Consider the following 24,837-nt stretch of genomic DNA (forward strand, 5'->3'; position numbering starts at 1 on the left):
TCCAGTACGTGTCTGGCGTTGCGCGCTCGGGTCTGGCATCGGAGAGGGCAATGACAAGCAAAACCACCCGGCACCTGAACAGACTCTGCCGGTCCACATACTCGTCCCGCTCCGTCACGTCCAGATGATCCGCGGCACACAGGCACACAGAAGGACACTTCCGATGCCCACAGATACCTCCAGAACGCAGGATTCGCGACGCTCGTCGGTTTCCGAGGCCGAAATCGCCCATTTCAGCGCCCTTGCAGAAGATTGGTGGAATCCGCGCGGCCCCATGGCCCCCCTTCACGCCATGAACCCGCTCCGCACTGAATGGGTCAGCCGCCATGTCACCCCCCTGCGCCAGTCAACAGACAGGCCCTTGACGCTGCTCGATATTGGCTGCGGCGCGGGCCTGGCCAGCGAAGCCTACACCAAGCTCGGCTTTGTGACCCTCGGGATCGATGCGAGCGCCGCCGGCATTCGCGCGGCCGAAGCCCACCTGTCCAAGCATCCCCTTCCGCCTGCGGCCGCCGCCTTGTCCTATCGTAATGGCAGCGCGGAAGATCTTGTGGCGGAAGGCGCACAGTTCGATGTCGTCAACGCGCTCGAAGTCATCGAACACGTCAACGATCCGCAGGATTTTCTAAACATGTTGGCCACGCTGACAAAGCCGGGCGGATTGGTCGCGGTCTCGACGCTGAACCGGACCCCGCGCTCCTTCGCCGTAGCGAAGCTGGGCGCCGAATATCTTCTGAGGATGTTGCCCGTCGGCACGCATGACTGGAAGAAATTCATCAAGCCGGACGAACTTGCCGCCATGGCCCGTCAGGCGGGACTGCGGATGCTTGATATCGCGGGAATGAGCTATGTGCCGTTCGAATGGCGTGAAACGCGCGATACCGGCATCAACTACATCGCGATCTTCCGCCGCGACTAAACACAGGGCTGAATGAAAAAGGGGCGTTCCTCTCTGCCGGAACGCACCCTTTTTACAAAACAGGCCGGTTCAGACCTGCGTATTCATGAACGCAAAGGTGGTGGGGCTACCAACCGGCGTAAACTGGTTCGTAAACGCGATTTCCCCGGTTTTCTTGTCGACCCTGAAGGACGTAACGGCGTCGGAACGCTGGTTTGCGCAGAACAGGAAAGACCCGGACGGATCGAACATGAGGGCACGTCCATAATCGGCATGCATCCAGACTTCATCCTGAAGGGTCAGGGTCCCATCGGTTCCAATCGCGAAAACAGCTAGAGAATCGCCAAGACGGTTGGAAACATAAACAAATTTTCCGCTCGCCGAGATCAGGATTTCCGCCGCCAGCGTCGACCCACGGAAATGCGATGTAACGGTGCTGACGGTCTGAATATTGCTGATCGCACCTGTTGCCGGATCGAAATTGGAAACGACCACTTTCGAATCCTGTTCGCACAGGTTGTAGAGAATGCGTCCGGAATGATTGAACTGGAAATGACGGGGCGCCGAACCGGGCTCCATATCGTAATACGGTGTCTTTGCCGGGATCAGCTTGCCGGTGTCGAGATTCAGGGTCCAGACATAAACCCGGTCCAGCCCGGCATCATCCGCAAGAACAAACTTTCCACTTGGGTCAGAATGGATCATGTGCGGGTGTGAGCTCGAATGATCGGAGACTGCGAAATTTCCTTGCGGGTTGTCTGAGGCACGCTCAGGCTGGCGCGGACCGGTATTGTGCACGACGTCTGAAGCTTCACCGAGCGAGCCGTCCGAACGAATTGGCAGAACGGCGACACACCCGCCAACGTAATTGGCAACCAGCACATAGCGGCCTGAGTGATGAATGCTCAAATGGGCCGGCACGGCGCCTTTCGAACTGACAACATTGAGTTTGCGAAGGGATCCGGTTTTCGGATCAATCGCAAAAGCTGTGACGGAACCGTCGCCTTCCTTGTTGTAATCGTCAATTTCGCTCAGCGCATACAGGAAGCGCTGGTCTTTCGAAATAGCGAGGAAAGAAGGACTGGCGATGTCGGTAAAGGTCGTGATCGGCGTAAGCGCGCCGGTATCCCGATCCATCTCGAAAACTGAGATGCCCTGTCCATTACCCGTACCACCACCTGGTGGCCCGTGCTTCGTATATCCGCCAACGAAGCAGATCGTTTTGGAAACCGGCTTCGGCGGAGGCGGCGGTGTCGGCAGCGTCTTTTCGGGATCAGCGGCCCCGGCGATGCCGGTACCAGCCGCGGCAACGCCTGCTACCAGTCCGGTCGCAAAACTGCGTCGGGAAACGGGATGGGACATGGTGGCTCTGCGTTCCTTTCAGTGTGGCAGAACAATATTTACTGCAGGCGCGGCGCACAGCCCGCCCCGACATCAATTTCCTGGTAGCGACCTCAGTGGGCGTCCTTGGGCAACTTGCATTGCGGCCCTACGGATCCGCCATTATAGCGGCTCCAGGTCTGGGTTTCACCCAGAAGAGGCATTCCCAGGACGAATCCGCGAAGTTTCAGGATGTTGGCTCCGGAAACCCAGATCCGCGCCTGATAGATGCGTCCGGTCCGGGGATCAAGGATATGGCCTTGCCATTTGCGATCCTCGATTGGCACAAAATCCGTAAGCATGCGGATCCCGCACTGCGAACGTCCCCAGACGTCTTTCGGCACCTCTCCGTCATACGCCATACCGACGAGCTGTCCGCAGAGCGCATTACCACACGGCCTGATGGAAAACAGACCGTCATGCCCTTCCGACAGCCACAATCCTTCCTCAGGGATATCGGACGGAAGCTGGGAAGCCTGCGCATGCGCCCCTGTCAATGAAGCCCCTATCGAGGCAGCCATCAGCAGGACAGCACCGAAAAGACCAGCTCCCCGCATTCAGGCCTTGCCCAGCAGGGCATCCAGGCGCCCTGCACGATCAAGCGCCATCAGATCATCGCATCCGCCAAGACAGGTTCCATCGACAAATGTCTGAGGCACCGTCCGACGACCAGAGCGACGAATGGACTCTTCGCGTTCAGCGGATCCGTGAGGGGCATTGATTTCCTGAAACTCCACTCCCTTGGACCGGAGCAGACCGACAGCATGCACACAATACGGACATCCAGGCTGGGTAAAAATCTCGATCTTCGACATAGGGTCCTCATTCCTGGATAAAGCGCGGGTTCTGTTCATCCACTCTCCCGGTCCGCGCTGCAACCAAAATATCCACACTTCTCGCCCCTGCCCGCATCAAGGCATTTGCGCAGGCAGCCGCAGTGGAACCCGTTGTTAGCACATCATCAATCAGGAGAACGGCCTGTCCTTCGATATGGTGGCAGCACCTGTCCCTGACCCGGACTGCCCGTTCCATTTCCTGTTCGCGCTCCGCTGCGGAAAGACGGGCCAACGCCCGCGTCGCCCGTACACGCTGCAAGGCATCCAGCATGCACGGCACTTTGGCACGCGCACCGACATGCTGCGCCATGAGCGCTGCCTGATTATAGCGACGCTTCCACAGACGTGTCCGATAGAGAGGAACCGGAACCACGACCGTCGCATGCATCAGAAGATCGGGAGCAGCAGCGGCCATATGATGTGCCAGAACCGCAGCGTTTTCGGTATGATCGGAATATTTCAGGGGCAGAATCAGCCGCCTTGACCAAGCGTCATAGACGAAAGCTGCCCGCGCCGAACGCCAGGCAGGAGGATGCACCTGACAGGCTGCACAGCAGCTTTCCGAACCACCAAGCCCCTCGTTTTCCAAAGGAACGCCGCACCGGTGACAACTGGGCGAGACGATACGCTGTGCAGTCTGAAAACAGTCTGGACAGAATGCCCCTTCCGTCATGACCTCCGTGCCACAGGCAGCACAGGTTGGTGGAAGAAGCAGGTCGAGAGCGGCACGTACACCTCGTCCCCAAAACAGACTCACCGGGGCTTCTGAACCGGTGAGAGAGAGACCTGAGACGCATCAATCAGGACTTTACCCTGATGCTGGAAGTTCACGGTAACGCGCTCTCCCACGGCAGACTGGACCTGTCCCCAGCCCCATTCCGGATGATCGGGATGGACGACAATCTGTCCCGGCTCAAGGAAGGACTGAAATGCTCCGGTCACTGGCGTTTCCGCCAGCGGACCGGAGCAGCGTCTGTTTCAGTGACCCGCATTTTCACCTGAAAAATCCGGAGCCTTCAGCCCGGATGCTTCAAGCTGGGATGCAAGTGCGTCTTTCAGACGATCCAGCCCGGCTTCATCGCGCGCCTCGGCGCGGGCAACGAGCACGGCCTGCGTATTGGACGCACGCAGCAGCCACCAACCATCGGCGGTGTTAACCCGGACCCCGTCGATCTCCGATACATCCGCGCCTTCAGACTTCAGACGGGCGGCTACCTCGCGGATCACTTCGAACTTGCGGGTGTCATCACAGTTGAAACGCAGTTCGGGCGTCGTGACCGTGATGGGCAGGTTATCTCGAAAATCCGAGAGCGGGCCAGGCAGGCGCGAGACGATACCCAGAACGCGGATGGCCGCGTAAAGCGCGTCATCAAAGCCGTACCATTTATCCGCAAAGAAGATATGACCCGACATTTCGCCAGCCAGCGGAGAACCCGTTTCGGCCATTTTGGTCTTGATAAGCGAATGGCCTGTTTTCCACATAAGTGGTTGGCCGCCCGCCTTCGCGACTTCATCGAAGAGGATCTGGCTCGCTTTCACGTCCGCGATGATTGTGGCGCCAGGGTGACGCTTCAGAACATCCTGTGCAAGCAGGACCAGCATCTGGTCTCCCCAGAAAATCTGCCCCCGATTGTCGACCAGACCGATACGGTCGGCATCACCGTCAAAAGCAATTCCGAGATCGGCCTTTTTTTCCTCAACGGCCCGGATCAGATCCTGCAGATTTTTTTCCACAGTCGGATCAGGGTGGTGATTGGGGAAATGTCCGTCAATCTCACCAAAGAGAACCGTGTGCTCTCCGGGCAGGCGCTCAACCAGACGAGCCAGCACGTCACCGGCAGCAGAGTTACCGTTGTCCCAGACCACACGAAGCGGCCTGACACCGTCATAATCCTCAAGAAGACGATCAATATACCGGCTGGAAATATCGCTTCTGACAGCGCTTCCTTCCGTCGCGGGCTGAACATCTCCCGATGCGGACAGACGGCCGAGCTCACGGATCTGATCTCCGTAAAACGGCTTGCCCGCCATCATCATCTTGAAGCCATTATAATCGGGCGGATTATGGCTGCCGGTGACCATAATGGCACCATCGGCGCCATCAGCGACGGAGGCGAAATAGAGCATCGGGGTTGGACCGCACCCAATCCGCGTCACCTCCGCCCCGGATTCGACGGCGCCACGAACAAGCGCCTCTTCCAGAGCGGGAGACGACAGGCGGCCGTCATATCCGACCACGACCCGCTTTCCGCCGGCGCGGATCACCATGCTCGCAAACGTACGACCAATGGCGAAAGCGTCAGCGGGATGGAGCGTCTTTCCAACGATCCCGCGGATATCATATTCCCGCAAACTCGTTGGATCAAAATCATGCCGAAATGGCATCAGGCCGCATCCACATACTGCTTGTATTTCTTGAGAAACGCCTTCACTGACGCACCAAGGTCTTCGCGATCGATGGAGAAAGCGATCTGGGCTTCGAGGAAGCCTGCCTTGTCGCCGCAATCGAAGCGCGTACCTTCATACCGCAGGCCATGGAACGGCACTTCGCCAATGGTCTTGGCCATGGCGTCCGTCAACTGCACTTCGTTGCCTGCACCACGTTCCAGCTTCGCCAGATATTTCATGACGTCTGCCGTCAGAACATAGCGACCGATGATGGAGAGGTTGGACGGTGCATCCTCGGGAGCGGGCTTTTCGACCAGCCCTTTGACTTCGACAAGCTTTCCGTCGTCGCTGCCGACGTCGAGGATACCATAACGGTTGGTATGTTCGCGCGGAACTTCCGTGACCGCCACGACATTGCCACCCGTCTGGTTATAGGCCTCGACGAGCTGACCGATGCAGCTACGGCCCTTGACGATATCGTCTGGCAGCAGGATGGCAAACGGGTCATCGCCGATGAAGGAACGGGCACACCAGATCGCATGACCCAGTCCGAGCGGCTCCTGCTGACGCACTGCCACGAGCGAACCAGCCTGCACCCCACTGGGAGCCAGCGCTTCGAGAGCACTTTTCTTGCCACGTTCCCGCAGCGTCGCCTCGAGCTCGTACGCGATATCGAAATAGTCGATCAGGCTGTCCTTGCCGCGTCCGGTGACGAGGCAAAATTCTTCGATGCCGGCTTCGCGGGCCTCATCGATCGCGTACTGGATCAGCGGCTTATCAACGACAGGAAGCATTTCCTTCGGCATGGCCTTGGTCGCGGGCAGGAAGCGCGTTCCCAGACCGGCAACAGGAAGGACAGCTTTTTTCAGTGGCTTGATCACAGAACCTCACACATCAGCCGAAATAACGCCCGACCGCCGAACCAGAAGTCCAGACGCTCTCAAGGACGCAAGAGGAATAACTCTGTCTCAATAGTCTGGCAACAACATGGCACAGACAGGAAGACCAAAGCGAAACGTCTTTTTCCCCGCTGGGGTTTTATTCTTTTTTTCTGTGATATTTAACGAGATACACTGACTTTGGAGTGTCAGTGGTGCGGCCGAGAAGACTCGAACTTCCACGGGGTTTCCCCCACAAGCACCTCAAGCTTGCGCGTCTACCATTCCGCCACGGCCGCCCCGTGACAAACGACCCTGCTTCGTGCATGACCGTCTGGTGTGGGAGGGGCTATAGCCGATGCTGGAAACCAGGGCAATGACCCGGAATGAGATTTGTGAAGAAATTTTCTGGAAGTCTTCGAACGGACTGACGTCCTACCCCGAGGCACTGGCCTTCATGGAGCAGCGTGCCCGCGACATCCATCAGAGGGGCACGGCCCCGATGGTGTGGCTCGTCGAGCATCCGCCCGTCTTTACAGCGGGGACATCCGCGAAGGATGCCGATCTTTACAATCCGCATGACTATCCGACCTATGCGGCCGGACGCGGTGGACAATGGACCTATCATGGCCCTGGCCAGCGCCTTGGTTATGTCATGCTGGATCTGACGCGCCAGAACGGAACGGTCCCTCCCCGCGACGTCCGGTCGTTCGTGGCCGGCCTGGAAGGCTGGATGATCGATTCTCTAGCCCGACTTGGCGTCACAGCCTTCACACGAGAAGGACGGATCGGTGTCTGGACGATCGACCCCCTGAGCGGACTTGAGGCCAAGATCGGCGCACTGGGCATTCGTGTCAGCCGCTGGGTCAGCTGGCATGGCGTGTCACTTAACGTCAGCCCTGACCTGAACGATTTCGATGGAATCGTTCCGTGCGGAATTCGCGAATTTGGCGTCACCAGCCTTCAGCGTTTCGACAGCAGCCTGACGATGAAGGATCTGGACGACGCCCTGGCCCTGTCGTGGCCTGAGCGATTCGGCACTATCCCGCAGGCGGTGTGAAAGCCGCGGGAGCGATCGTCACGCCCTGATGCACGTCTGAGAGTACAACTCCGAAGTGATGCTGCCGCGCATCCACACCCTGTAATCCGATCAAGGAAAGCTGGCCGTTCACGTCAGAAAACTGGATTGTCAGCAAGCCCTGGGACGGATTGTCGGCCTGCGCCACGGAAATCTGGAGCGATCCATCACCATGGCGCACATCCGTGACCTGAATTTCTCCGTCAAAATGGATCGGATGTCTCAACAAAAGGCCAAGCGGATTATGCCGCAGGGACAAATGGGTCACCGCGCCACTGGAACGGTCTGCCAGCACAAGGCGTCCCTCTCCGGCAACAAGCTCCATGGAGTGGGGCGTGACGTAATCAAGCCTCAAATGACCGGGGACATAGGAAAACTGTCCTTCGCTCTGATCGGAATCGGGACCCTGCTGAGCAAATTCAGCCTGCAGGCCGTGGATGCCATTCAGATAGGCTTCAATGCGATGGACATCGCTCTGATCCGCAGCCGGAAGATGCCCGTAGCCGCTTGTGGCACAACCCGACAGGAAAAGCAGAAGAGCGAGGGTACGCTTCATGATTGTTTTCCTCCCGTATTCACCCCGTCCAACACCAGCGACAGGGCATGCAGACCGGAATGGAATTCCTCCGCCAACAGATCGTTCACCAGTCGGTGGCGAGCAATCCGGTTCAGTCCGTCAAACCGGGCGCTCGTGATGGCGATGTTGAAATGGGTTTCTTCGGCCCCGCCCAATGCCCTGGCGCCCGCATGATGGGCATGGCGCGCGCTGTCATCCTGGATTTCAAGATGGGTGGGAGACAGTTCGCGTTGCAGGATTTCCGCGATCCGCTCCCGCCGGCTGGAAGAGCGGATGGAGGCGTTTGATGTCGTCTCAGGCATGGTAAAATCGTCCGGCTTGAGGAATGCCCGCTTGCATCGGGCTGCTGTGATTGCCCATATCAGACACCATGCAGCGCAAATCTACCAGACACCGGGCCTTCGATCCCGATCCTGACGCGCCGGAACAGGTCTGCGACCATCCGGGCTGCACAGAACCCGCCGGCTATCGGGCTCCGCGCGGACGTGACGCCCTGCGTTCCTATTTCTGGTTCTGTCTCGATCATGTGCGCGAATATAATTCCCGCTGGGACTTCTATCGCGGCATGACTCCCGGCCAGATCGAAGCCCATCTGCGAGCGGACGTGTCATGGCAGCGTCCTTCATGGAAGCTTGGAACGGGAACCGCCAACAAGGCGGAATTCAACGAAGAGGACATTCTCGATCCGCTCGATATCCTCGGAGCCACACGCCAGAACCGTGCCGATCGCGCACGCGAAGCCGCCCGGCAACGCGCTTCCACCGCCCCCACAGGCGTTCCGGATGCACTGAGACAACCTCTCGCAACATTGGACCTGACCTGGCCGGTCTCGTTCGACGATGTGAAAAGCCGCTATCGCACGCTTGCACGCCAGCATCATCCCGACGCCAATATCGGCGACGAAAAATCCGAGGAGCGCTTTAAGGCGATCGGTTCCGCCTATACAGCCCTGAAAGTCCATTTCAGTCGGCAGGACGATTTCGTTTCCTGAATTTTTAGACTGGAACAGACGGGCTCAAAGGCCCATCTTCCCCATCGTTATCCTGCACCGAAGAGCCAAAGAAAGCCCGATAGCCCCATGAGCGATTTCGCGACGATCGATACCCCGGAAGCCGTGACAACTGCCGAGAATGCCTCGGTCCCCACCAGCGCTCTCGGCGCTCCCGATCTCAGGGTTTCTTCGGCTGAAGTCTTCGGCATCCACACAGACATGCAGGTTCCGGCCTATTCGGTGCGCACCGAGCATGTTCCCGACATCGACCCGTCCTATAAATTCGACGAGGACACCACACGCGCCATTCTGGCAGGATTTGCCTTCAACCGGCGCGTCATGGTTCAGGGCTTTCATGGCACCGGCAAGTCGTCCCATATCGAGCAGATCGCCGCACGCCTGAACTGGCCCTGCGTTCGCATCAATCTGGACAGCCACGTTTCGCGGATCGACCTGATCGGCAAAGATGCGATCGTGCTCAAGGATGGCAAGCAGGTTACGGAATTTCGCGAAGGTCTGCTGCCCTGGTGCCTCCAGCACCCCTGCGCCCTGATTTTCGACGAATATGACGCAGGGCGTCCGGACGTGATGTTCGTCATCCAGCGCGTTCTTGAAGCCGAAGGACATCTGACGCTTCTTGACCAGAACCGCGTCATTCGTCCCAATCCCGCCTTCCGCCTGTTTGCTACTGCCAATACGGTTGGACTGGGCGACACGACGGGCCTTTATCATGGCACCCAGCAGATCAATCAGGGACAGATGGATCGCTGGAACATCGTCGCCACTTTGAACTATCTCCCGCTTGAACAGGAGGTGCGCATCGTCACATCTAAGCTGAAAGTTCCCGCGGATGATGCTGAAGCCACGACGCTTGTGGAACGCATGGTCGCACTGGCGAACCTGACGCGCGCCGGGTTCATGGCTGGAGACATTTCGACCGTTATGTCCCCCCGCGCGGTTATCGCCTGGGCCGAAAACAACCGTATCTTCGATGATGTGGCGTTTTCCTTCCGCCTGACCTTCCTCAACAAATGCGATGAGGCCGAGCGCGGAATTGTGGCGGAATACTATCAGCGCTGCTTTAACGCCTCGCCGCTGGCCTGATCCCTTGTCCACTCCAAAGACTTCTCCCGGCGACGAGCAGCGGCAGGAACGTTTCCGTCAGGCTACCGTCGCCACATTGCGGGCCATGGGCGGTGCACCGGAACAGGGCGTGGACTTTCAGGGCGCCGTGAACGGAGGCCGCAAGGATGCGGCACAGGTCGGCAATGTAGAACTGCCCTACCTGTCTCGCCACATGCATGACTGGGAAATCCGCAAGATCAGAGGAGCGGCCGATGCCGCCGCGCTGAAAATGCGGTATCACACTGACAGAACAACCAACACCCCTGCCGAGCCTCTCGCCCGGCAGGCCTTTGATGCCCTGGAGCAGGCCCGGTGCGAAGTCTATGGCTCGCGCCACATGGCGGGCGTACGCGCCAATCTGGAACAGCGTGTTGCCCAACAATGTGCCGAACTCGGCTGCAACAGGATGAAAACGCGCGAGGACATGCCCGCTCCTGTTGCGCTCGATCTTCTCGCACGCGAAGCCATGAGCGGCCATCCCATGCCCGTGCAGGCCGGTACGGCACTTGATGAATGGCGCGCGTCCCTGACTCCTTCTGCCAGGGCAGCACTCGCTGACATGGCACGAACCCAGAGCGATCAGACAGCTTTTGCCCGCGCCACGACACGTTTCCTCGGCGCCTGTGAACTCACAATCGTCCCGGATGAAGAGGACGAACAGACGGCCCCGTCCGATCTACCTTCCGACGAGGAGGAAACGACCGACAGCGAGGCTCCCGAAACCGAAGGTCAGGACCAGCAGGCTCCCGCTGCTACCGAAGAGGAAGATGGCTATCAGCCGGAAAGTGGCGAAACAGGCCTTTCCGGAGACAGCGAAGCGACCGACGCCGCGGAAATGTCGGAAGACGGTACGGAAGAAGCTGCGGGCCCCTCCGACCAGCAGGCGGAAACAGGACCGTCTGAGACCCCCAGCACATACCGGACCTATACAACCGATTTCGATGAAGAAGTGAATGCGTCGGATCTGTGCGACGCGGATGAGCTTGAAAGGTTACGCCAGAAGCTGGATCAGCAGATGTCCCAGCTTCATGGCCTGGTGTCGCGACTGGCGCACCGGTTGCAACGCCGTCTCATGGCGCAGCAGCAGCGCCGCTGGGAGTTCGAGCAGGAAGAAGGGATTCTCGACGCAGGTCGTCTGTCGCGTGTGGTGACCAACCCGACCCTTCCGCTTTCGTGCAAGCATGAATGCGAGACGGAATTCCGCGATACGGTGGTTACCCTTCTGATCGATAATTCCGGGTCGATGCGTGGCCGTCCGATTGCTACGGCGGCCATCTGCGGGGACATCCTTGCCCGTACGCTCGAGCGTTGCGGTGTAAAGGTCGAAGTGCTCGGTTTTACGACACGGCAATGGAAAGGCGGCCAAAGTCGCGAGCGCTGGCTCAAGGCAGACCGCCCTTCCGAGCCCGGCCGCCTGAACGATCTTCGCCATATCATTTACAAGGATGCCGATACGCCCCTACGGCGCGCCCGGCGCAATCTTGGTCTGATGCTACGCGATGGGCTTCTCAAGGAAAACATCGACGGCGAAGCCTTGCTCTGGGCCTGGAAACGTCTGCGTCGACGGGCCGAACACCGTCATATCCTAATGGTGATTTCAGATGGAGCTCCGGTGGACGACAGCACATTCTCCGCCAATCCGCACAATTATCTGGAAGATCATCTTCGCCAGGTCATTGCACGGATCGAAGCAGATCGGGGTACGGAACTGCTGGCCATCGGCATTGGTCATGATGTGACGCGTTACTATCGAAACAGTGTCACGATTACCTCAGCCGAAGACCTCGGCGGCACCATGATGGCGCAGCTCAGCGCGCTGTTTGCGCCTGCAACCGGTCGTCCCGCAAGGCGATAAGCGCATCCAGCATCCGGTTGGTGTGGACGGTTGTGGTCCGGTGATTGACAATCGCTGCCCGCACCGCCAGCCGTCCGTTGATACGCGTCGTGGAAGGGGCGGCGATCCCGCTTTCGTGCAGATCCTGCACCAGTTCCGAGACTTCCCTGTCTTCAAGCCCCTCTATTCCGAAGCAGACGATATTGAGCGTTACGGGCGCCAGCAAGACAAGTCCGTCCGTTTTCTCGATACGCCGGGCCAGGTCACCCGCCACGTCGCAGCAGGCATCCACCATCTCTCCCATCCGTCTGGCGCCATAATGACCAAGTGTCATCCAGACCTTGAGCGCCCTGAAACCGCGTGACAGATCCGGTCCGAAATCACAGAACCAAGGCGCACCTGCCGCGAGGCCACGGTCTTCCCGTACCAGATAATCAAGAGACTGCGCGAAGGCCGCCGCATGTTTTGCGCTGTCCCGCACCAGCACACATCCAGCGTCGTAGGGAACCTGCGCCCATTTATGAAAATCGAACGCGAGACTGTCCGCGTTTTCGATGCCGTCAAGCCGAGGCCTGAACCGCTCCGACAGACAGGCCAGGGCACCGAACGCAGCATCGACATGGAGCCAGAGCCCTGCTGCGCGAGCAACGGCTCCGATCGCCGCCAGATCGTCGATTGCTCCGCAATCAACTGTTCCAGCCGTCCCTGCTACCATGAACGGGACCAGACCCGCTTTGCGATCTGCCTCGATCATCGTCGCGAGCGCCGTCACATCCATTCGGTGATCGGACATTACAGGCACACGGCGCAGAGCACTGCTCCCCAGGCCCGCCAGATCGAACGCCCTCGGAAGACAGCCATGGGCAGTCGTGGCGGCATAACCAACCAGCCCACGATTGCCGAGACCGTCCTGCCGGATGGCCAGATCCTGCGCCCGGCTTGCAGCAATCACCCCAATGAAATTGGCCATTGACGAACCGGTCACCAGACAGCCGGACCCGCTCTGCGGCATACCCGTCATCTGCAGAGCCCAGCGGATCACCTCCCGCTCGACTTCGATCGGCGCATGATCACGGCCACCACAATTGGCGTTCAGGCCTGCAGCCAGCATTTCGGCCAGCATCCCCACGGGCGTACCAGCACCATGGACCCAGCCCATGAAGCCAGGATGGGTATTGCCCACCCCGTAAGGCACAACGAGGTCACGATAGCGTTCATACAGATCATCAAGTGAATGACCATTTTCGGGAAGCCCTTCTTTAAGAGCCTGCCGCGCCGCGGACGGCATGGGCCTCCAGACCGGTCCCTCGCCGACATGCTCCATGCGGTCGAAAACCTCATCCAGCATGCGATGTCCGATCTCGCGTATGTCACGCCAGTTCGCAGGGTCCAGTCCGGCCATGAGTCATCCCCTCACCTGAAATCCATCAGGTGCCTGCGATACAGGGGCGCTTCCGGAATGTCACGCCTGCGACGATATCAGAACAGAGCTGAATACAAGGTCGAGCCGCTGCTACTGCCCGAATCTCCCGTGAACAGAGACAGGATACCTGTTGTTGAGCCGTCGCCCCCGTAAAGGGTCAACATGCTTGCCGGTGTCGTGGTCGCCGTAGGGTGGATCTGAAGCATGGCCAGGTATTGCTGGGCAAACTGCTGGATGCCCTTGGTGGTGCTGAGTTTGGACAGATCCAGCTTTGATCCGAGAAGACGGACCTGCTGGTCGTAATCCAGCGCTCCAAACTGAGTCGTATCAAATCCCGACACCACTTCCGCTACTTTGAGGAGCTTTGGATCGGACATCACGTTTGCAAGCGTCATGTCTGTTGTTGCCGTTCGCGTAAAATACAAGGCATCTCCCAGCCCTGGCGTATCCTTCTGAAGACTGCCTTCATAGCTGTTCGTCAGATAGCTCTGGGTAATGCTGTTGACTGTGTCGGCAGAGGCAAGCGGCGACGTCGACCAGTCCGAAAAGGCTTTTGCAAAAGCTTTCCATGACGAGTTCCCACTGGTCTGCGCCAGTGAGGTCGAGGACGCAGGGTTCTGGGTCATCAGCTTCTGAATAACGGCCGTCTCACCGATGGCCGACGACATCCCGTAAGCCCCGAGCACCACCTTGAGAGCCTTATAGTTCTTCAGGAGCTGTTCCGGCGTCTTGATCGAAGCGGCATCCTGTTTGAACGCTGTTACGGCCTGCTGGGTGGAAATGCTTGTTTTTTCCCACTTGTTCGCTGAAGAATCCTCATTCTTGATGATGGAGAGGTACTGCGGAATTGCGGGCATAGCGGAAATTGACGACGACACGCGCATTTCTCCGAAAAAGGAGTGGGTCCGTCACTTTATCTCCGCATTCCCTAATATAGTCTTAATACCTCCCGTTCTCCCCTTTTGACCCCGGAATGCCTGCATGACCAATCCTTTCAAGCTGTTTGCACTAACGGCTATTCTACTGACACCGGGCGTTGCCTGCGCGTCTACCCTGCCTGGCGTTCCGGCGTCCTGCTTCAGCTATGAGCTTGGCGGAACGCGGCAGAGCCCGCATGCGCTGACGGCGACCTCACTACACGCCACACTGACCGGCACCGACATCACACTGGACATCAAGGGAATCACTGTTGCGGACCCGTCCGGTCATGTGGAGACGGCGACGCTGGAGCGTTTCAACGCCGTGGCAGCCTATGCTGCTCTAAGTGCATTTCGCGGCGGTATCAGCGGGGCCTGTCAGGGGCAGAGCCTTGGCATTAAAAGCGACGACATCCGTCCCGGAACCCCTCAGGCTACATGGTCGAACGTCAGTCTGAACCGTCCGGGACATGGCATGACGATCCACAAGGCCTCCATCCAGGCGGTTCAAACGACACCAGATCTGCGGCTCAAGGTCGAAGGGATGGGCATCCACGACACCAAACAGCCTCTCATGCCCACGCAACTTTCGGCGGATCTGACGGTTCAGGGGCTCGACACCGCGCGTCAACAGATCACGATAAACGCCTTACATGCCGTCTCGGGCAGCAGCGCCATCGACGGCAAAGGCACCATCGAGCCCGGCGCAACAGCCTCCACGTCAGCGGCGGACCTGCATGTCAGCGTCACGAATGTCGAAACGCTAATCGGCGAAATTCGTGACACGGCTCCTAAAAAGGTTGTGGCCGCGCTCACGATCGCTCGCCTGATGGGCCGTCAGAGCGGAGACGCAACCCTGTGGGACATCGGGCTGAGCGGTGGTGTCGTCACCGTCAACCGGATCCCGCTGCCGTTCTCAGTCCCCTGATTTTTCAGTTTCAAGCTTGCGGATCATCTTGCACAGGACGGTCGTGACCTTCTTGGCATAGCCAATACGGGTCGCATTCGTCATCTCGCGGATGACCGCAAGCTTATGATCGGGACGGATCTTGACGCCCGACTCCTTTTTCCGCGTCGCCCAGTCGATCAGGGCCGCCGGATTGCCGAAACGGTTCCGACGGAACTGGATCACCATGCCTTTCGGACCGGTCTCCAGACGCTCCACTCCTGCTTCACGGCACAGACGCTTGATCAGAACCACATCAAGCAGATTGCCCACTTCCGGCGGAAGCAATCCGAAACGGTCTACAAGCTCCGCACGCATCGCCTCGACCTCGGCTTCGTTCGTCAGCGAGGCAATCCGCCGGTAAAGTCCCAGACGCACCGGCAGATCCGGCACATAGGCTTCGGGGATCAGCACAGGCAGGCCCAGAATGATGGTCGGTGTCCAACTGTCGTCGTCATCCTGACGTTTGCCGCGTTCACGACGCAGATCAACCACAGCGTCTTCCAGCATCTGCTGATAGAGTTCGATCCCCACTTCCTTGATATGCCCGGACTGCTCATCTCCCAGCAGGTTGCCCGCACCTCGCAGATCCAGATCATGGGACGCCAGCGTGAACCCGGCACCAAGCGAATCCAGCGTCTGCATGATCTCAAGCCGCTTTTCCGACGATGCCGAGAGCGGGCGCGTCTGCGGCCAGGTCAGATACGCATAACCGCGCTGCTTGCCACGCCCCACACGCCCGCGAAGCTGATAGAGCTGCCCCAGACCGAACATGTCCGCACGGTGGATGATGATCGTATTCACGCTGGGCATATCCAGTCCGCTTTCCACGATATTGGTGGAGAGCAGGATGTCGTATTTTCCGTCCGCGAACTCCGTCATGACCCGTTCGAGTTCGGTCGGCGTCAGGCGACCATGCGCCTGTACGGTTTTGGCGTCCGGTACGATTTCAGCCAGACGTTCGGCCATCCTGTCCATATCCGCCAGACGCGGCACGACACAGAAGACTTGTCCACCACGGAAGCGTTCACGCTGGATCGCCTCACGAATCATGACGCTGTCGAACGGCGTGATGAACGTCCGCACCGCCAGACGGTCCGTCGGCGGGGTCGCGATCAGGCTCATTTCCCGCACGCCGGAGAGCGAAAGCTGAAGCGTTCTGGGCAGCGGCGTGGCGGAGAGCGTCAGGACATGCACGTCTTCGCGCAGCGCTTTGAGGCGTTCCTTGTGAGAGACGCCGAAATGCTGTTCTTCGTCGATGATCAGCAGGCCCAGACGCTCGAACGCCACGGTCTTGGCCAGCAATGCATGGGTGCCGACGACGATATCCACCGTGCCGTTCGCCATGCCCTCGCGCACCTTCGTGGCTTCCTTAGGTGTTACGAGACGCGAAAGCTGCACTACATTGACCGGAAAGCCCTCGAAACGTGCTGTGAAGCTCCGGAAATGCTGGCGGGCAAGCAGCGTCGTGGGCACCACGACCGCGACCTGCATCCCTGAAAGCGCGGCCACAAACGCGGCCCGAAGGGCGACTTCCGTCTTGCCGAAACCAACATCACCACAGACCAGACGATCCATCGGCCGCCCGGCGCTCATGTCCTCGAGCACATCCGCAATCGCGCGGGACTGATCTTCGGTCTCCACAAACGGGAAGCGCGCGCAGAACTCATCCCACAGCCCCTCGGCCGGTGCGAGCGTCGGCGCGTCCCTCAGCGCACGGGCCGCAGCTGTCTTGATCAGTTCGCCGGCCATCACCCGGATGCGGGACTTCATCTTGGCCTTGCGCGCCTGCCAGGCCGTTCCACCCAGCTTGTCGAGCTGAACCCCGGTCTGTTCAGAGCCGAAGCGGCTCAGAAGTTCGATATTCTCAACCGGCAGGAGAAGCCGCTGCTCCCCATCATAGAGAATCGACAGGTAATCATGCGCGACCCGACCTTCGACGACTGTCTCCAGCCCGACATAACGCCCGATTCCATAATCCGAATGGACGACCAGATCGCCTTCCGCAATCTCGCCAACCTGCGAGATGAACTGCTCGCCACGCTTGCGGCGGCGCGGCGGACGCGAAATCCGCTCACCCAGCAGATCCTGCTCGGAGACGAAGCACAGACGGTCCGAGACGAAACCGCGTTCCAGCCCCAACGTCAGCAGGCCGGTCGTGCCTTTCGGCATTCCGGCAGCTTCAGGCCAGTCTTCATACGCCGCCGCCGTGACGCCATGCTCCGCCAGCAGATGCGAAATCCGCTCTCGTGAGCCACGGCTCCAGGCCGTGACGTATGTGCGCCGTCCGGCTTCGGCCCAGGTTTTCACCTGCTGGCCGAAAGCCTCGAACATCCCTGCCCGCGTTCCGTCCTTGGCACGCGCAAACAGCGGACCCGGCCGATAGCCCGCATCCACGCCATGCGCCGTATCCGGCATGGCGAACGCATTGAGAATGACGGACGGCACATTCGCCAGCATCGATTCCCAGCCATGCGTATCCAGATAGAGCCGGTGCGGCGGCAGCGGACGGTACGGGATTTCCCCTTCGCGCGTCGGAACGCGCCGGGCCTGATAATGGTCGGCGATCATGTCCAGCCGGGCCTTCAGGATCTCGGGGGCGTGCTGATCGAAACTGACGGCGCCGCCGGGCAAATAATCCAGCAGTGTTTCCATCTGGTGCCCGTCACCGTCGTGGAACAACGGTAGATAGTGTTCAAGGCCTGGATAGCGACGCCCATCCGAGACGTTCTCGTAGATCGTATCGGAGGTTGCCGCAGGACCGAAAAGATCGCGCCAACCGGTACGGAAGCGGCTGATGCCGTCAGGACCCAGCGAAAATTCGGAGACTGGACGCAGTTCGAAGCGTTTCAGGGTCTCGGTGGAGCGTTGCGTTCCCACATCGAACGAGCGGATATTCTCCACTTCGTCTCCAAACAGGTCCAGCCGGATCGGATCGCTTTCACCCGCCGGGAACAGATCGAAGATCCCACCCCGCGTCGCGAACTCACCCGCCTCCATGACCGTGTCGGTCCTGGTGTAGCCATTGGCAACCAGCAGTTCGATCAGCATGGCCTGGTCGAGGCTTTCACCTGTCTTCACGCTGATGGACTGTCCGCGAAATGCCGAACGCGGCGGCACACGCTGCACCAGACTATGAACCGTCGTCAGAACAATACGTCGCGCCTTGGTGGGTTCCAGCAGACGACAGAGCGTCCCGGCCCGTTCAGCGATCAGAACCGGGTTGGGAGAAACACGATCGTAAGGCAGGCAGTCCCAGGCGGGCAAACGCAGGACTTCGACTTCCGGCATCAACCACGTGAGCATATCCGCGAGCACAGCCACAGCCGCATCATCACGCGCCACATGCAGCAGAGGTCCGGCATGTTCGGCCAGACGCTGACGAAGCAGAAAGGCGACACTGCCATCGGGAACACCCCAGACGGTCGGTCCGAAAGAGGCCAGAGGCATTTCACGGATCATGGTTTCGTTTTGTTCCATTCTGTTCATGCCCTATACCTGCCGTTCCATCGCCTGTCAGCCCGAGGAGCACGGGAAGCGCCCGTTGTCACGATGTCGTCCGAACAGTTTCCGCCACCTTCCCTGCCTCACTCCGCGCCGCACACCGTTGGGACGCACGACGCAGAACACGCTCTGGCACCGCTCTTCGCGCCGCTGACGAGCCTGCCAGGCATTGGCCCCCGGCATGCCAGCCTGCTGGAAAAAATCGCAGGCGGTCGCCGGGTGCTGGATCTGCTGTTCACCCTGCCCGAACGGGTGGTTGACCGACGTATTCTGCGCACAGTCGCAGAAGGATACAATCTCGCGCCCGGAGAAATCCTGACAGCCCATGTGCGTGTTTTCTCCCTGCGAAAGGCCGCACGCCCCGGACAACCGTCGATCATCCGTACGGAGGACGAGAGCGGAAAGCTGGATCTGGTCTTTTTCCAGACGCGTACAATGCCCAACCCGACCGTCGGCGCAGAACTTCTCATTTCCGGGAAGACCGGTCTGTTTCAGGGCACGCTAACCATGCCGCAGCCCGACCATGTCGTAAGCTGGAGCCAACGCGATAACTTTCCGTCCCTCGAGCCGGTCTGGCCTCTCACGGCGGGACTGTTTCCGTCTACCGTCCGCAAGGCCATGCGCGCCGCCCTTTCCCTTCTGCCCGATCTTCCGGAATGGCTGGATCCGGTTCTTGTTGCCAAGCGGAAATGGCCGTCTTTCACGCAGGCCCTCCGTCTGATGCAGTCTCCCGAAATCATTCCGTCAGACGTCGCATGGGAGCCTGTCCGCAACCGTGCCCTGTCTCGTCTCGCTGCGGACGAGCTTCTCGCAGACCAGATGTGCTTCGGACTTGCCCGCCTGAAAGCCCGGCAACGACAAGGCCGCAGCTTTCCCGGAACAGGTAAGCTTCAGGCTGAAATGATTCAGCGTTTCGGACATCGCCCCACTTCGGCGCAAACACTCGCAATCGCGGAAATCGCTGCCGATCTTGCCAGCCCGACTCCAATGATGCGCCTGCTTCAGGGCGATGTCGGCGCGGGAAAAACATTCGTTGCCATGAATGCCATGCTTCAGGTCGTCGAATCAGGCGCGCAGGCGGCTCTCATGGCGCCGACCGAAATCCTTGCCCGCCAGCATTTCGAAACGCTCTCCCGCCTTTGCCCTGCGGAATGCGTCTATCTGAGTGGCACCATCAAGGGCGCGGCACGGCGCAGCGCGCTCTCCTCCATCGCCGACGGGAGCGCGAAGATTGTAGTGGGCACCCATGCGCTGTTTCAGGAAGGCGTGACTTTTCACGATCTTGGTCTCGCAGTTATCGACGAACAGCATCGGTTCGGAGTTCGCCAGCGGATGAACCTGAGCGCAAAGGGAGAGGCGACCGACATCCTCGTCATGACAGCCACCCCCATTCCCCGCACACTTCAGCTTATGGAATGGGGGGAAATGAGCGTCAGTCGACTCGATGCGAAGCCACCGGGGCGCCAGCCCATCCGCACAACACTTCACAGCATGGATTCGCTCGACAGCGTTCTCGCCGGCATCAGCCGTGCCCTGCGTGACGGCGTGCAGGTCTTCTGGGTCTGCCCGCTTATTGAAAACAGCGAAACACAGGCAGCAGCAGCAGCCGAAGATCGTTGGGCAATGCTGGAGCAGCGCTTTGAAGGCCTCGTAGGTCTCGCTCACGGCAAGCAGGATATTACGGTTCGTCAGGAGGCGCTCGATACATTCCGGCTTGGAAAAACGCGTCTGCTCGTCGCCACCACCGTTATCGAGGTCGGGGTAGATATTCCCGCGGCCTCGGTCATGGTCATCGAACAGGCCGAGCGTTTCGGCCTCGCCCAGCTTCATCAGCTTCGCGGGCGCGTCGGACGTGGTTCAAAACAGTCTTTCTGCCTGCTGCTGCATGACAGATCCGCCACGCCCACCGCGATCCGGCGACTCAGCCTTCTGCGCGATACAAATGATGGGTTCCTGATCGCCGACGAAGATTACAGGATCCGGGGTGGAGGCGACCTCGCCGGCAGCCGTCAGTCAGGACTGCCGGGCTTTCGTCTGGCACAGGGCGCACGCCTCAGCCTGCTGTTGACCGCCATGCAACAGGACAGCGAGCGCGAGCTCGCCCGCAATCCGCGTCTCGAAGGACCACGCGGAAAGGCTTTGGAAATACTTCTTGAAATCTTCGACCGGAGCGACCCGGACAGACTGCTGATTTCCGGTTAGACACACAGGCCCGCCTGGATATAATGCCGCCACTTAATCGGTCATGTGATCAATTGAATATCCATGGAGCATACGGGGAATGAGCCGTCCTGCCAGAGACGCTCAACAAGAGGCGTCATATGATTATTCTGGCATTTCTTCAGACAGCCGATCGGTTTTTTTCCGTCTGCTTCTGAGTGCTACGGATGCAGCAGCCGTGGTTCTGACGGATATCGCGGCCAACGCAGCGCCCCGCGTTCTGCAATCCTTCGGAACGATCGCCCCCCCCCTGCAGAAAGCCGCTGCGAGCCGTGTCATTCTTGATGCGACTCATAGTCATGCGAACGTCTGTTTTTCGTGCCAGATTTCGGAAGACTTGTCTGTGCTTGCCGTCTGTCTTCCGAAAAAACCGGATGACAGTACCACCAGACACTATCTGGCGCTTCTGTTTCCTTCACAAAAAATCCTTTCACCGTCAGCTCCCGGCCTGTTGCAGGACGTGGCGAACCAGCTTGTCGAAGGGACGGCCGGTCGGCCAGGCAGCAAACCCGCGCTCCCAGGGCGAGAAGAAAGCCTTCAGGTCCTGAATCAGTTCATTGAGGCGACAGGTAAGCTTTCAAAACGGGCGGTTTTCAGCCTGATCCGCCTGAATTTGGATCATCTGACCCTGATCAACGATCGTTACGGATGGGATACAGCAGACCTCATTCTCGCTGAACTGATCCAGCGCCTCAAAGCCATTCTTCCGGACGGCTGTTTTCTGAGTTCCGTCGGCGGCGGGCATTTCATGATCCTGACGCCTCCCGGGACAACAGCGATCACCACCCGAACTCTCGTGAATGCGATTCTGAGGATTTCCCGTAGTCCCGTTGAGCTGGACATGGGAGCAGTTCCTTTTTCGATTTCAGCCGGCTGGAGCGTTTATCCTCAGGACGCGAACGACGCGAACCAGTTGATCCTCTCCGCCCGCGCCGCACTTACGGAGGCCAACCGCACCGGAGGAGGTCATGAACGGCGCGCGACCGCCGAACTGACGAGTGCCTATACCATCACGTCAAATCTCGAGCAGGATCTTCTCAAGGCTGTCGAAGACAACGCCCTCTTCCTGAAATGGATGCCCATTGTGGACACCACATCCCAACGGATCGTGGCGCATGAAGCACTTCTGCGCTGGAACCGTCCCGGACATGGAGAAGTCGCGCCCAACCTCTTTATCCGTTACGCCGAAGAAGCCGGCATGATCGAGGCGCTCGATACCTGGAGCCTGCGTAGCGCCTGCCGAGCAGCCCTTCACTGGCCAAAGCCGTTGCGAGTCTGCGTGAACGTCTCACCGGTCTGGCTAGTTAACGAACGGCTTGCGGTCCTCGTGGACACGATCCTTCACGAAACAGGGCTCCCGCCTGGGCGGCTTCAGATCGAACTATCGGAATGCAGGCCTTTCGGCCCTTCAGACATTGCCTTTCGGGAACTGTCCCGTGTTCGCGCCCTAGGCGTCAGACTGGCGATCGATGACTTCGGAGCAGGATATTCTTCTCTGGAAAGGCTGCGGATTTACCCGCTGGACCAAATCAAGCTTGATCGTGCCTTCGTTCAGTATCTCGGTGAGGACATACGGGCGGATGAGGTCATGTATGCCATTCTTGCTCTCGCACGCTCACTAAACATTACCTGCTGCGCAAAAGGTGTGGAAACCGAACGCCAGATGGCACTTCTGGATGCAAATGGATGCGAGGAAGTTCAAGGATATCTGCTCGGGGCTCCTGTTCGCGACAGCCACGTTCCGCATCTTGCTCAGACGTAAAAAAAACCGCCTTCCCTTATAGAGAAAGCGGCTGTTCTGAGACTTTCCCGGTCAGAGAGACCGGATCAGAATTTGACGGAAAGCTTGAGCGAGCCGTAATTGAAAAGGCCCGCTTTCTGAGTCTGGAACTGTGCTGTCTGCCAATTTTGGCTATAGGACAGACGCACGCCATGCCACATGACCGCAACACCGGCATGAATCTCGCCTACATCCCAGACCTTATCGACATGCGGGGCGTTGGGGCGGACGGTGCTGCCCTGAAGCGTCACGTCATACCCAACGGCCTGGCCCTCTACGCCACCATAGAAGTACCAGGCGAACGGACGTGTCGCCCGGAAAGCATCCGTGCCATCAAGGCCCGGTCCGATCGTCGCGTTACCGAAGTCACTGTCCAAGCCCTGTCCGATACGGAAGGTCGTTGCGACATCAGCATAAGTTCGGTAGTCGCCAGCGGCACCTGAAATTGCAGGCAGCACATCGGCATGAACGCCGAAAACATCGAGAACTGGCAGGCGCCAGATACGCCCGGCCTGCACCTGAAAGATCGGCTGGTTCGCGAGCTGGTGGCCCCACCCTGTGCTTGGCGTGTCGCTGATGGCCTTATGGAATCCGTTCTGGACCTGCCGCCCCAGCCCCGACGGACCAAGCATACCGAACTGGATTCCCATGACCGTACGCGAAAGATCAGTATCGTTGATGAGATTGACAGTCCCAAGCAGCAGGCCCGCATAGGGGCGATCACCCTGCGGCGGATTGTCGGCCTGCGTATCGCGCGGTGTGTCGATGATCTGCTGAAGGCCGATGCTGATGCGCTGGACACCTTCGCCCATGAGAATACGGTTCAGTTTGGCGATCGGCCGTGGAAGATTGTCGGTCCCAGACGTCCAGTTGATGCGCAGACCAGAAGTATAATACTGATCTGATGTTCCCTTAAGGGTTGAAATCGCGTCATTTTCCCCCTGGATGGTCCAGGTTCCGTACGGATCCTGCAACGGCGTTGCCATGGCGGAGGAAGACAGCGCCAGCACGGCAGTGGCTCCAATCGAAAAAGTCAGTCTGCTTCGCATGGACACCTCTGTTACGCGCGTGATCAGGAACCGTCAGGGCCTGGGACCAAATACTGGGAAAGGTGTGTATGTCATTTTCGGCCCCCGAATCAAAGTCTCCAGAACACCTGCCTCAATCTTAAAATTAGCGCGAGTTATGTTTCAGCCTCATATTCCCTGTGGCAGAGAGGGAAAAAAGCGTGCTAGGGATTACTACAGGAGAGAAACGGGATTGTTTTTCTCCAAATTTTTGAAATTACGTCACGGCAGGGTTTCCCCTACCATGACACCCCAGTCTCGGGATTAGACCGTTGAGAAACAACAGAACCGACCGCAGCAGCTTCAACTCACCTCGCCGCGGCGGATTTGACGATGCATACTCGTCCCAGCCGTCCTATGGCGACCGTGGTGGCTTTGGTGGTGGAAATGGTGGCAGTGGTGGCTACGGCGCACCCCGTCGCAGCAACAGCTTCGTCGCAGCTTCAGGCCCGGAAATCAGCTCCCGCGTGAAGTGGTTCAACACCGAGAAGGGTTTCGGTTTCGTTGAACTGTCCGATGGCTCGGGCGACATCTTCCTGCACGCCAACGCCCTCACCAATGCTGGTGTCAGCAACGTGAACCCGGGCGCGACCGTTGTGGTCCGCATCGGCCAGGGTCCGAAGGGCCGTCAGGTCGCTGAAGTTCTCTCCGTCGATGAAAGCACGGCGGAAGCACCGCGTCCCCGCGCTTCCTTCGGCGACCAGCCCCGTTTCGGCGGTGCCCGTCCGGGCCGTCCGGCTCCGGACCTGTCCCGTGCAGAAGACATGCGCGGCACGGTCAAGTGGTACAACGCCACGAAGGGCTTCGGATTCATCACGCCAGAATCCGGTGGTAAAGACATTTTTGTTCATGCCTCCGCTCTCGAGCGCTCGGGTCTGCCGACGCTTGATGAAGGCCAGACGATCAACGTCAAGGTTGTTCAGGGCCAGAAGGGCCCGGAAGCCGCTGAGATCAGCGCTGACTGAATGATCCAGGCCTCGGTCTGAAAGATAAAG

General features: G+C 59.1%; 22 protein-coding genes and 1 tRNA gene. 9 read left to right on the forward strand and 14 right to left on the reverse strand.

Annotated elements, in window-relative coordinates:
• The first annotated feature begins 163 nt into the window (after nt 1–163).
• Entirely contained in the window at nt 164–919 is a 756-nt protein-coding gene (ubiG, locus tag GKA01_RS05865; RefSeq protein ID WP_146860135.1) for a bifunctional 2-polyprenyl-6-hydroxyphenol methylase/3-demethylubiquinol 3-O-methyltransferase UbiG, read from the forward strand.
• A 69-nt stretch (nt 920–988) separates the two neighbouring features.
• Here the strand turns inward: ubiG and GKA01_RS05870 are convergent, their stop codons facing one another.
• The 8 genes from GKA01_RS05870 to GKA01_RS05905 all read right to left on the reverse strand — a co-directional run bounded on the left by GKA01_RS05870 (nt 989) and on the right by GKA01_RS05905 (nt 6,679).
• The gene (locus GKA01_RS05870; protein ID WP_146860138.1) at nt 989–2,260 is read right to left on the reverse strand and encodes a lactonase family protein; all 1,272 of its coding nucleotides are present in this window, start codon (nt 2,258–2,260) and stop codon (nt 989–991) included.
• A 92-nt stretch (nt 2,261–2,352) separates the two neighbouring features.
• A complete protein-coding gene (locus GKA01_RS05875; RefSeq protein WP_146860140.1) occupies nt 2,353–2,835 on the reverse strand; it encodes a DUF2147 domain-containing protein in 483 nt (160 codons plus the stop codon).
• Entirely contained in the window at nt 2,836–3,093 is a 258-nt protein-coding gene (gene grxC, locus GKA01_RS05880; RefSeq protein ID WP_146860142.1) for a glutaredoxin 3, read from the reverse strand.
• Nucleotides 3,094–3,100: 7 nt separating this feature from the next.
• A complete protein-coding gene (locus tag GKA01_RS05885; RefSeq protein ID WP_306309826.1) occupies nt 3,101–3,871 on the reverse strand; it encodes a ComF family protein in 771 nt (256 codons plus the stop codon).
• Nucleotides 3,868–4,056 (reverse strand): DUF3553 domain-containing protein, encoded by a 189-nt coding sequence (locus GKA01_RS05890; RefSeq protein ID WP_146860144.1) that lies wholly within the window; start codon nt 4,054–4,056, stop codon nt 3,868–3,870. Before GKA01_RS05890 ends, GKA01_RS05885 begins: the two co-directional genes overlap by 4 nt.
• Before the next feature lie 36 nt (nt 4,057–4,092).
• Nucleotides 4,093–5,499, reverse strand: coding sequence for a phosphoglucomutase/phosphomannomutase PgmG (gene pgmG / locus GKA01_RS05895; protein ID WP_146860147.1), 1,407 nt, complete (start codon nt 5,497–5,499; stop codon nt 4,093–4,095).
• Nucleotides 5,499–6,383, reverse strand: a complete 885-nt coding sequence (gene galU / locus GKA01_RS05900; RefSeq protein WP_146860149.1) for a UTP--glucose-1-phosphate uridylyltransferase GalU — start codon at nt 6,381–6,383, stop codon at nt 5,499–5,501. Before galU ends, pgmG begins: the two co-directional genes overlap by 1 nt.
• 210 nt (nt 6,384–6,593) lie before the next feature.
• Nucleotides 6,594–6,679 (reverse strand) — tRNA-Leu (locus GKA01_RS05905).
• Nucleotides 6,680–6,756: 77 nt separating this feature from the next.
• Between GKA01_RS05905 and lipB the strand changes: the two genes are divergently transcribed.
• Nucleotides 6,757–7,440, forward strand: coding sequence for a lipoyl(octanoyl) transferase LipB (gene lipB / locus GKA01_RS05910; RefSeq protein ID WP_146860151.1), 684 nt, complete (start codon nt 6,757–6,759; stop codon nt 7,438–7,440).
• Here the strand turns inward: lipB and GKA01_RS05915 are convergent.
• On the reverse strand, nt 7,421–8,014 hold the full coding sequence (locus tag GKA01_RS05915) for a LolA family protein (RefSeq protein ID WP_146860153.1): 594 nt from the start codon (nt 8,012–8,014) through the stop codon (nt 7,421–7,423). The genes lipB and GKA01_RS05915 overlap by 20 nt on opposite strands.
• Nucleotides 8,011–8,337, reverse strand: coding sequence for a BolA family protein (locus GKA01_RS05920; protein WP_146860160.1), 327 nt, complete (start codon nt 8,335–8,337; stop codon nt 8,011–8,013). The genes GKA01_RS05915 and GKA01_RS05920 overlap by 4 nt, the downstream gene beginning before the upstream one ends.
• Before the next feature lie 68 nt (nt 8,338–8,405).
• On the opposite strand from GKA01_RS05920, the gene GKA01_RS05925 reads away from it, so the two are divergent.
• The 3 genes from GKA01_RS05925 to GKA01_RS05935 all read left to right on the forward strand — a co-directional run bounded on the left by GKA01_RS05925 (nt 8,406) and on the right by GKA01_RS05935 (nt 12,006).
• Nucleotides 8,406–9,026, forward strand: a complete 621-nt coding sequence (locus GKA01_RS05925; protein ID WP_146860162.1) for a J domain-containing protein — start codon at nt 8,406–8,408, stop codon at nt 9,024–9,026.
• A gap of 87 nt (nt 9,027–9,113) precedes the next feature.
• A complete protein-coding gene (cobS, locus tag GKA01_RS05930) occupies nt 9,114–10,130 on the forward strand; it encodes a cobaltochelatase subunit CobS (RefSeq protein ID WP_146860164.1) in 1,017 nt (338 codons plus the stop codon).
• Nucleotides 10,131–10,134: 4 nt separating this feature from the next.
• Complete coding sequence (locus tag GKA01_RS05935) at nt 10,135–12,006, forward strand: cobaltochelatase CobT-related protein (protein ID WP_146860166.1); 1,872 nt, start codon at nt 10,135–10,137, stop codon at nt 12,004–12,006.
• Here GKA01_RS05935 and GKA01_RS05940 read toward each other — a convergent pair.
• Nucleotides 11,960–13,387 (reverse strand): pyridoxal phosphate-dependent decarboxylase family protein, encoded by a 1,428-nt coding sequence (locus GKA01_RS05940; protein WP_146860168.1) that lies wholly within the window; start codon nt 13,385–13,387, stop codon nt 11,960–11,962. The two genes, GKA01_RS05935 and GKA01_RS05940, sit on opposite strands and share 47 nt — an antisense overlap.
• A 77-nt stretch (nt 13,388–13,464) precedes the next feature.
• Nucleotides 13,465–14,286: a DUF1217 domain-containing protein gene (locus tag GKA01_RS05945; RefSeq protein WP_146860170.1), complete on the reverse strand. Its 822-nt coding sequence runs from the start codon at nt 14,284–14,286 to the stop codon at nt 13,465–13,467.
• A 103-nt stretch (nt 14,287–14,389) separates the two neighbouring features.
• On the opposite strand from GKA01_RS05945, the gene GKA01_RS05950 reads away from it, so the two are divergent.
• On the forward strand, nt 14,390–15,253 hold the full coding sequence (locus GKA01_RS05950; RefSeq protein WP_146860172.1) for a DUF2125 domain-containing protein: 864 nt from the start codon (nt 14,390–14,392) through the stop codon (nt 15,251–15,253).
• On the opposite strand, the gene mfd is transcribed toward GKA01_RS05950, so the two are convergent.
• A complete protein-coding gene (gene mfd, locus GKA01_RS05955) occupies nt 15,242–18,751 on the reverse strand; it encodes a transcription-repair coupling factor (RefSeq protein ID WP_146860173.1) in 3,510 nt (1,169 codons plus the stop codon). The two genes, GKA01_RS05950 and mfd, sit on opposite strands and share 12 nt — an antisense overlap.
• Before the next feature lie 72 nt (nt 18,752–18,823).
• Here mfd and recG point away from each other — a divergent pair, with 72 nt between their 5' ends.
• Both recG and GKA01_RS05965 read left to right on the forward strand, forming a co-directional pair.
• Nucleotides 18,824–20,977, forward strand: coding sequence for an ATP-dependent DNA helicase RecG (gene recG, locus GKA01_RS05960; protein ID WP_146860285.1), 2,154 nt, complete (start codon nt 18,824–18,826; stop codon nt 20,975–20,977).
• A gap of 79 nt (nt 20,978–21,056) precedes the next feature.
• Nucleotides 21,057–22,757, forward strand: coding sequence for a putative bifunctional diguanylate cyclase/phosphodiesterase (locus GKA01_RS05965; RefSeq protein ID WP_146860174.1), 1,701 nt, complete (start codon nt 21,057–21,059; stop codon nt 22,755–22,757).
• 65 nt (nt 22,758–22,822) lie between these two features.
• On the opposite strand, the gene GKA01_RS05970 is transcribed toward GKA01_RS05965, so the two are convergent.
• Nucleotides 22,823–23,824: a lipid A deacylase LpxR family protein gene (locus tag GKA01_RS05970; protein ID WP_146860175.1), complete on the reverse strand. Its 1,002-nt coding sequence runs from the start codon at nt 23,822–23,824 to the stop codon at nt 22,823–22,825.
• A 290-nt stretch (nt 23,825–24,114) separates the two neighbouring features.
• On the opposite strand from GKA01_RS05970, the gene GKA01_RS13975 reads away from it, so the two are divergent.
• On the forward strand, nt 24,115–24,807 hold the full coding sequence (locus GKA01_RS13975) for a cold-shock protein (RefSeq protein ID WP_146860176.1): 693 nt from the start codon (nt 24,115–24,117) through the stop codon (nt 24,805–24,807).
• Nucleotides 24,808–24,837 lie beyond the last annotated feature (30 nt).

The organism is Gluconobacter kanchanaburiensis NBRC 103587 (assembly GCF_007988905.1).
In the GTDB taxonomy this organism is placed as follows: Bacteria; Pseudomonadota; Alphaproteobacteria; order Acetobacterales; family Acetobacteraceae; genus Gluconobacter; species Gluconobacter kanchanaburiensis.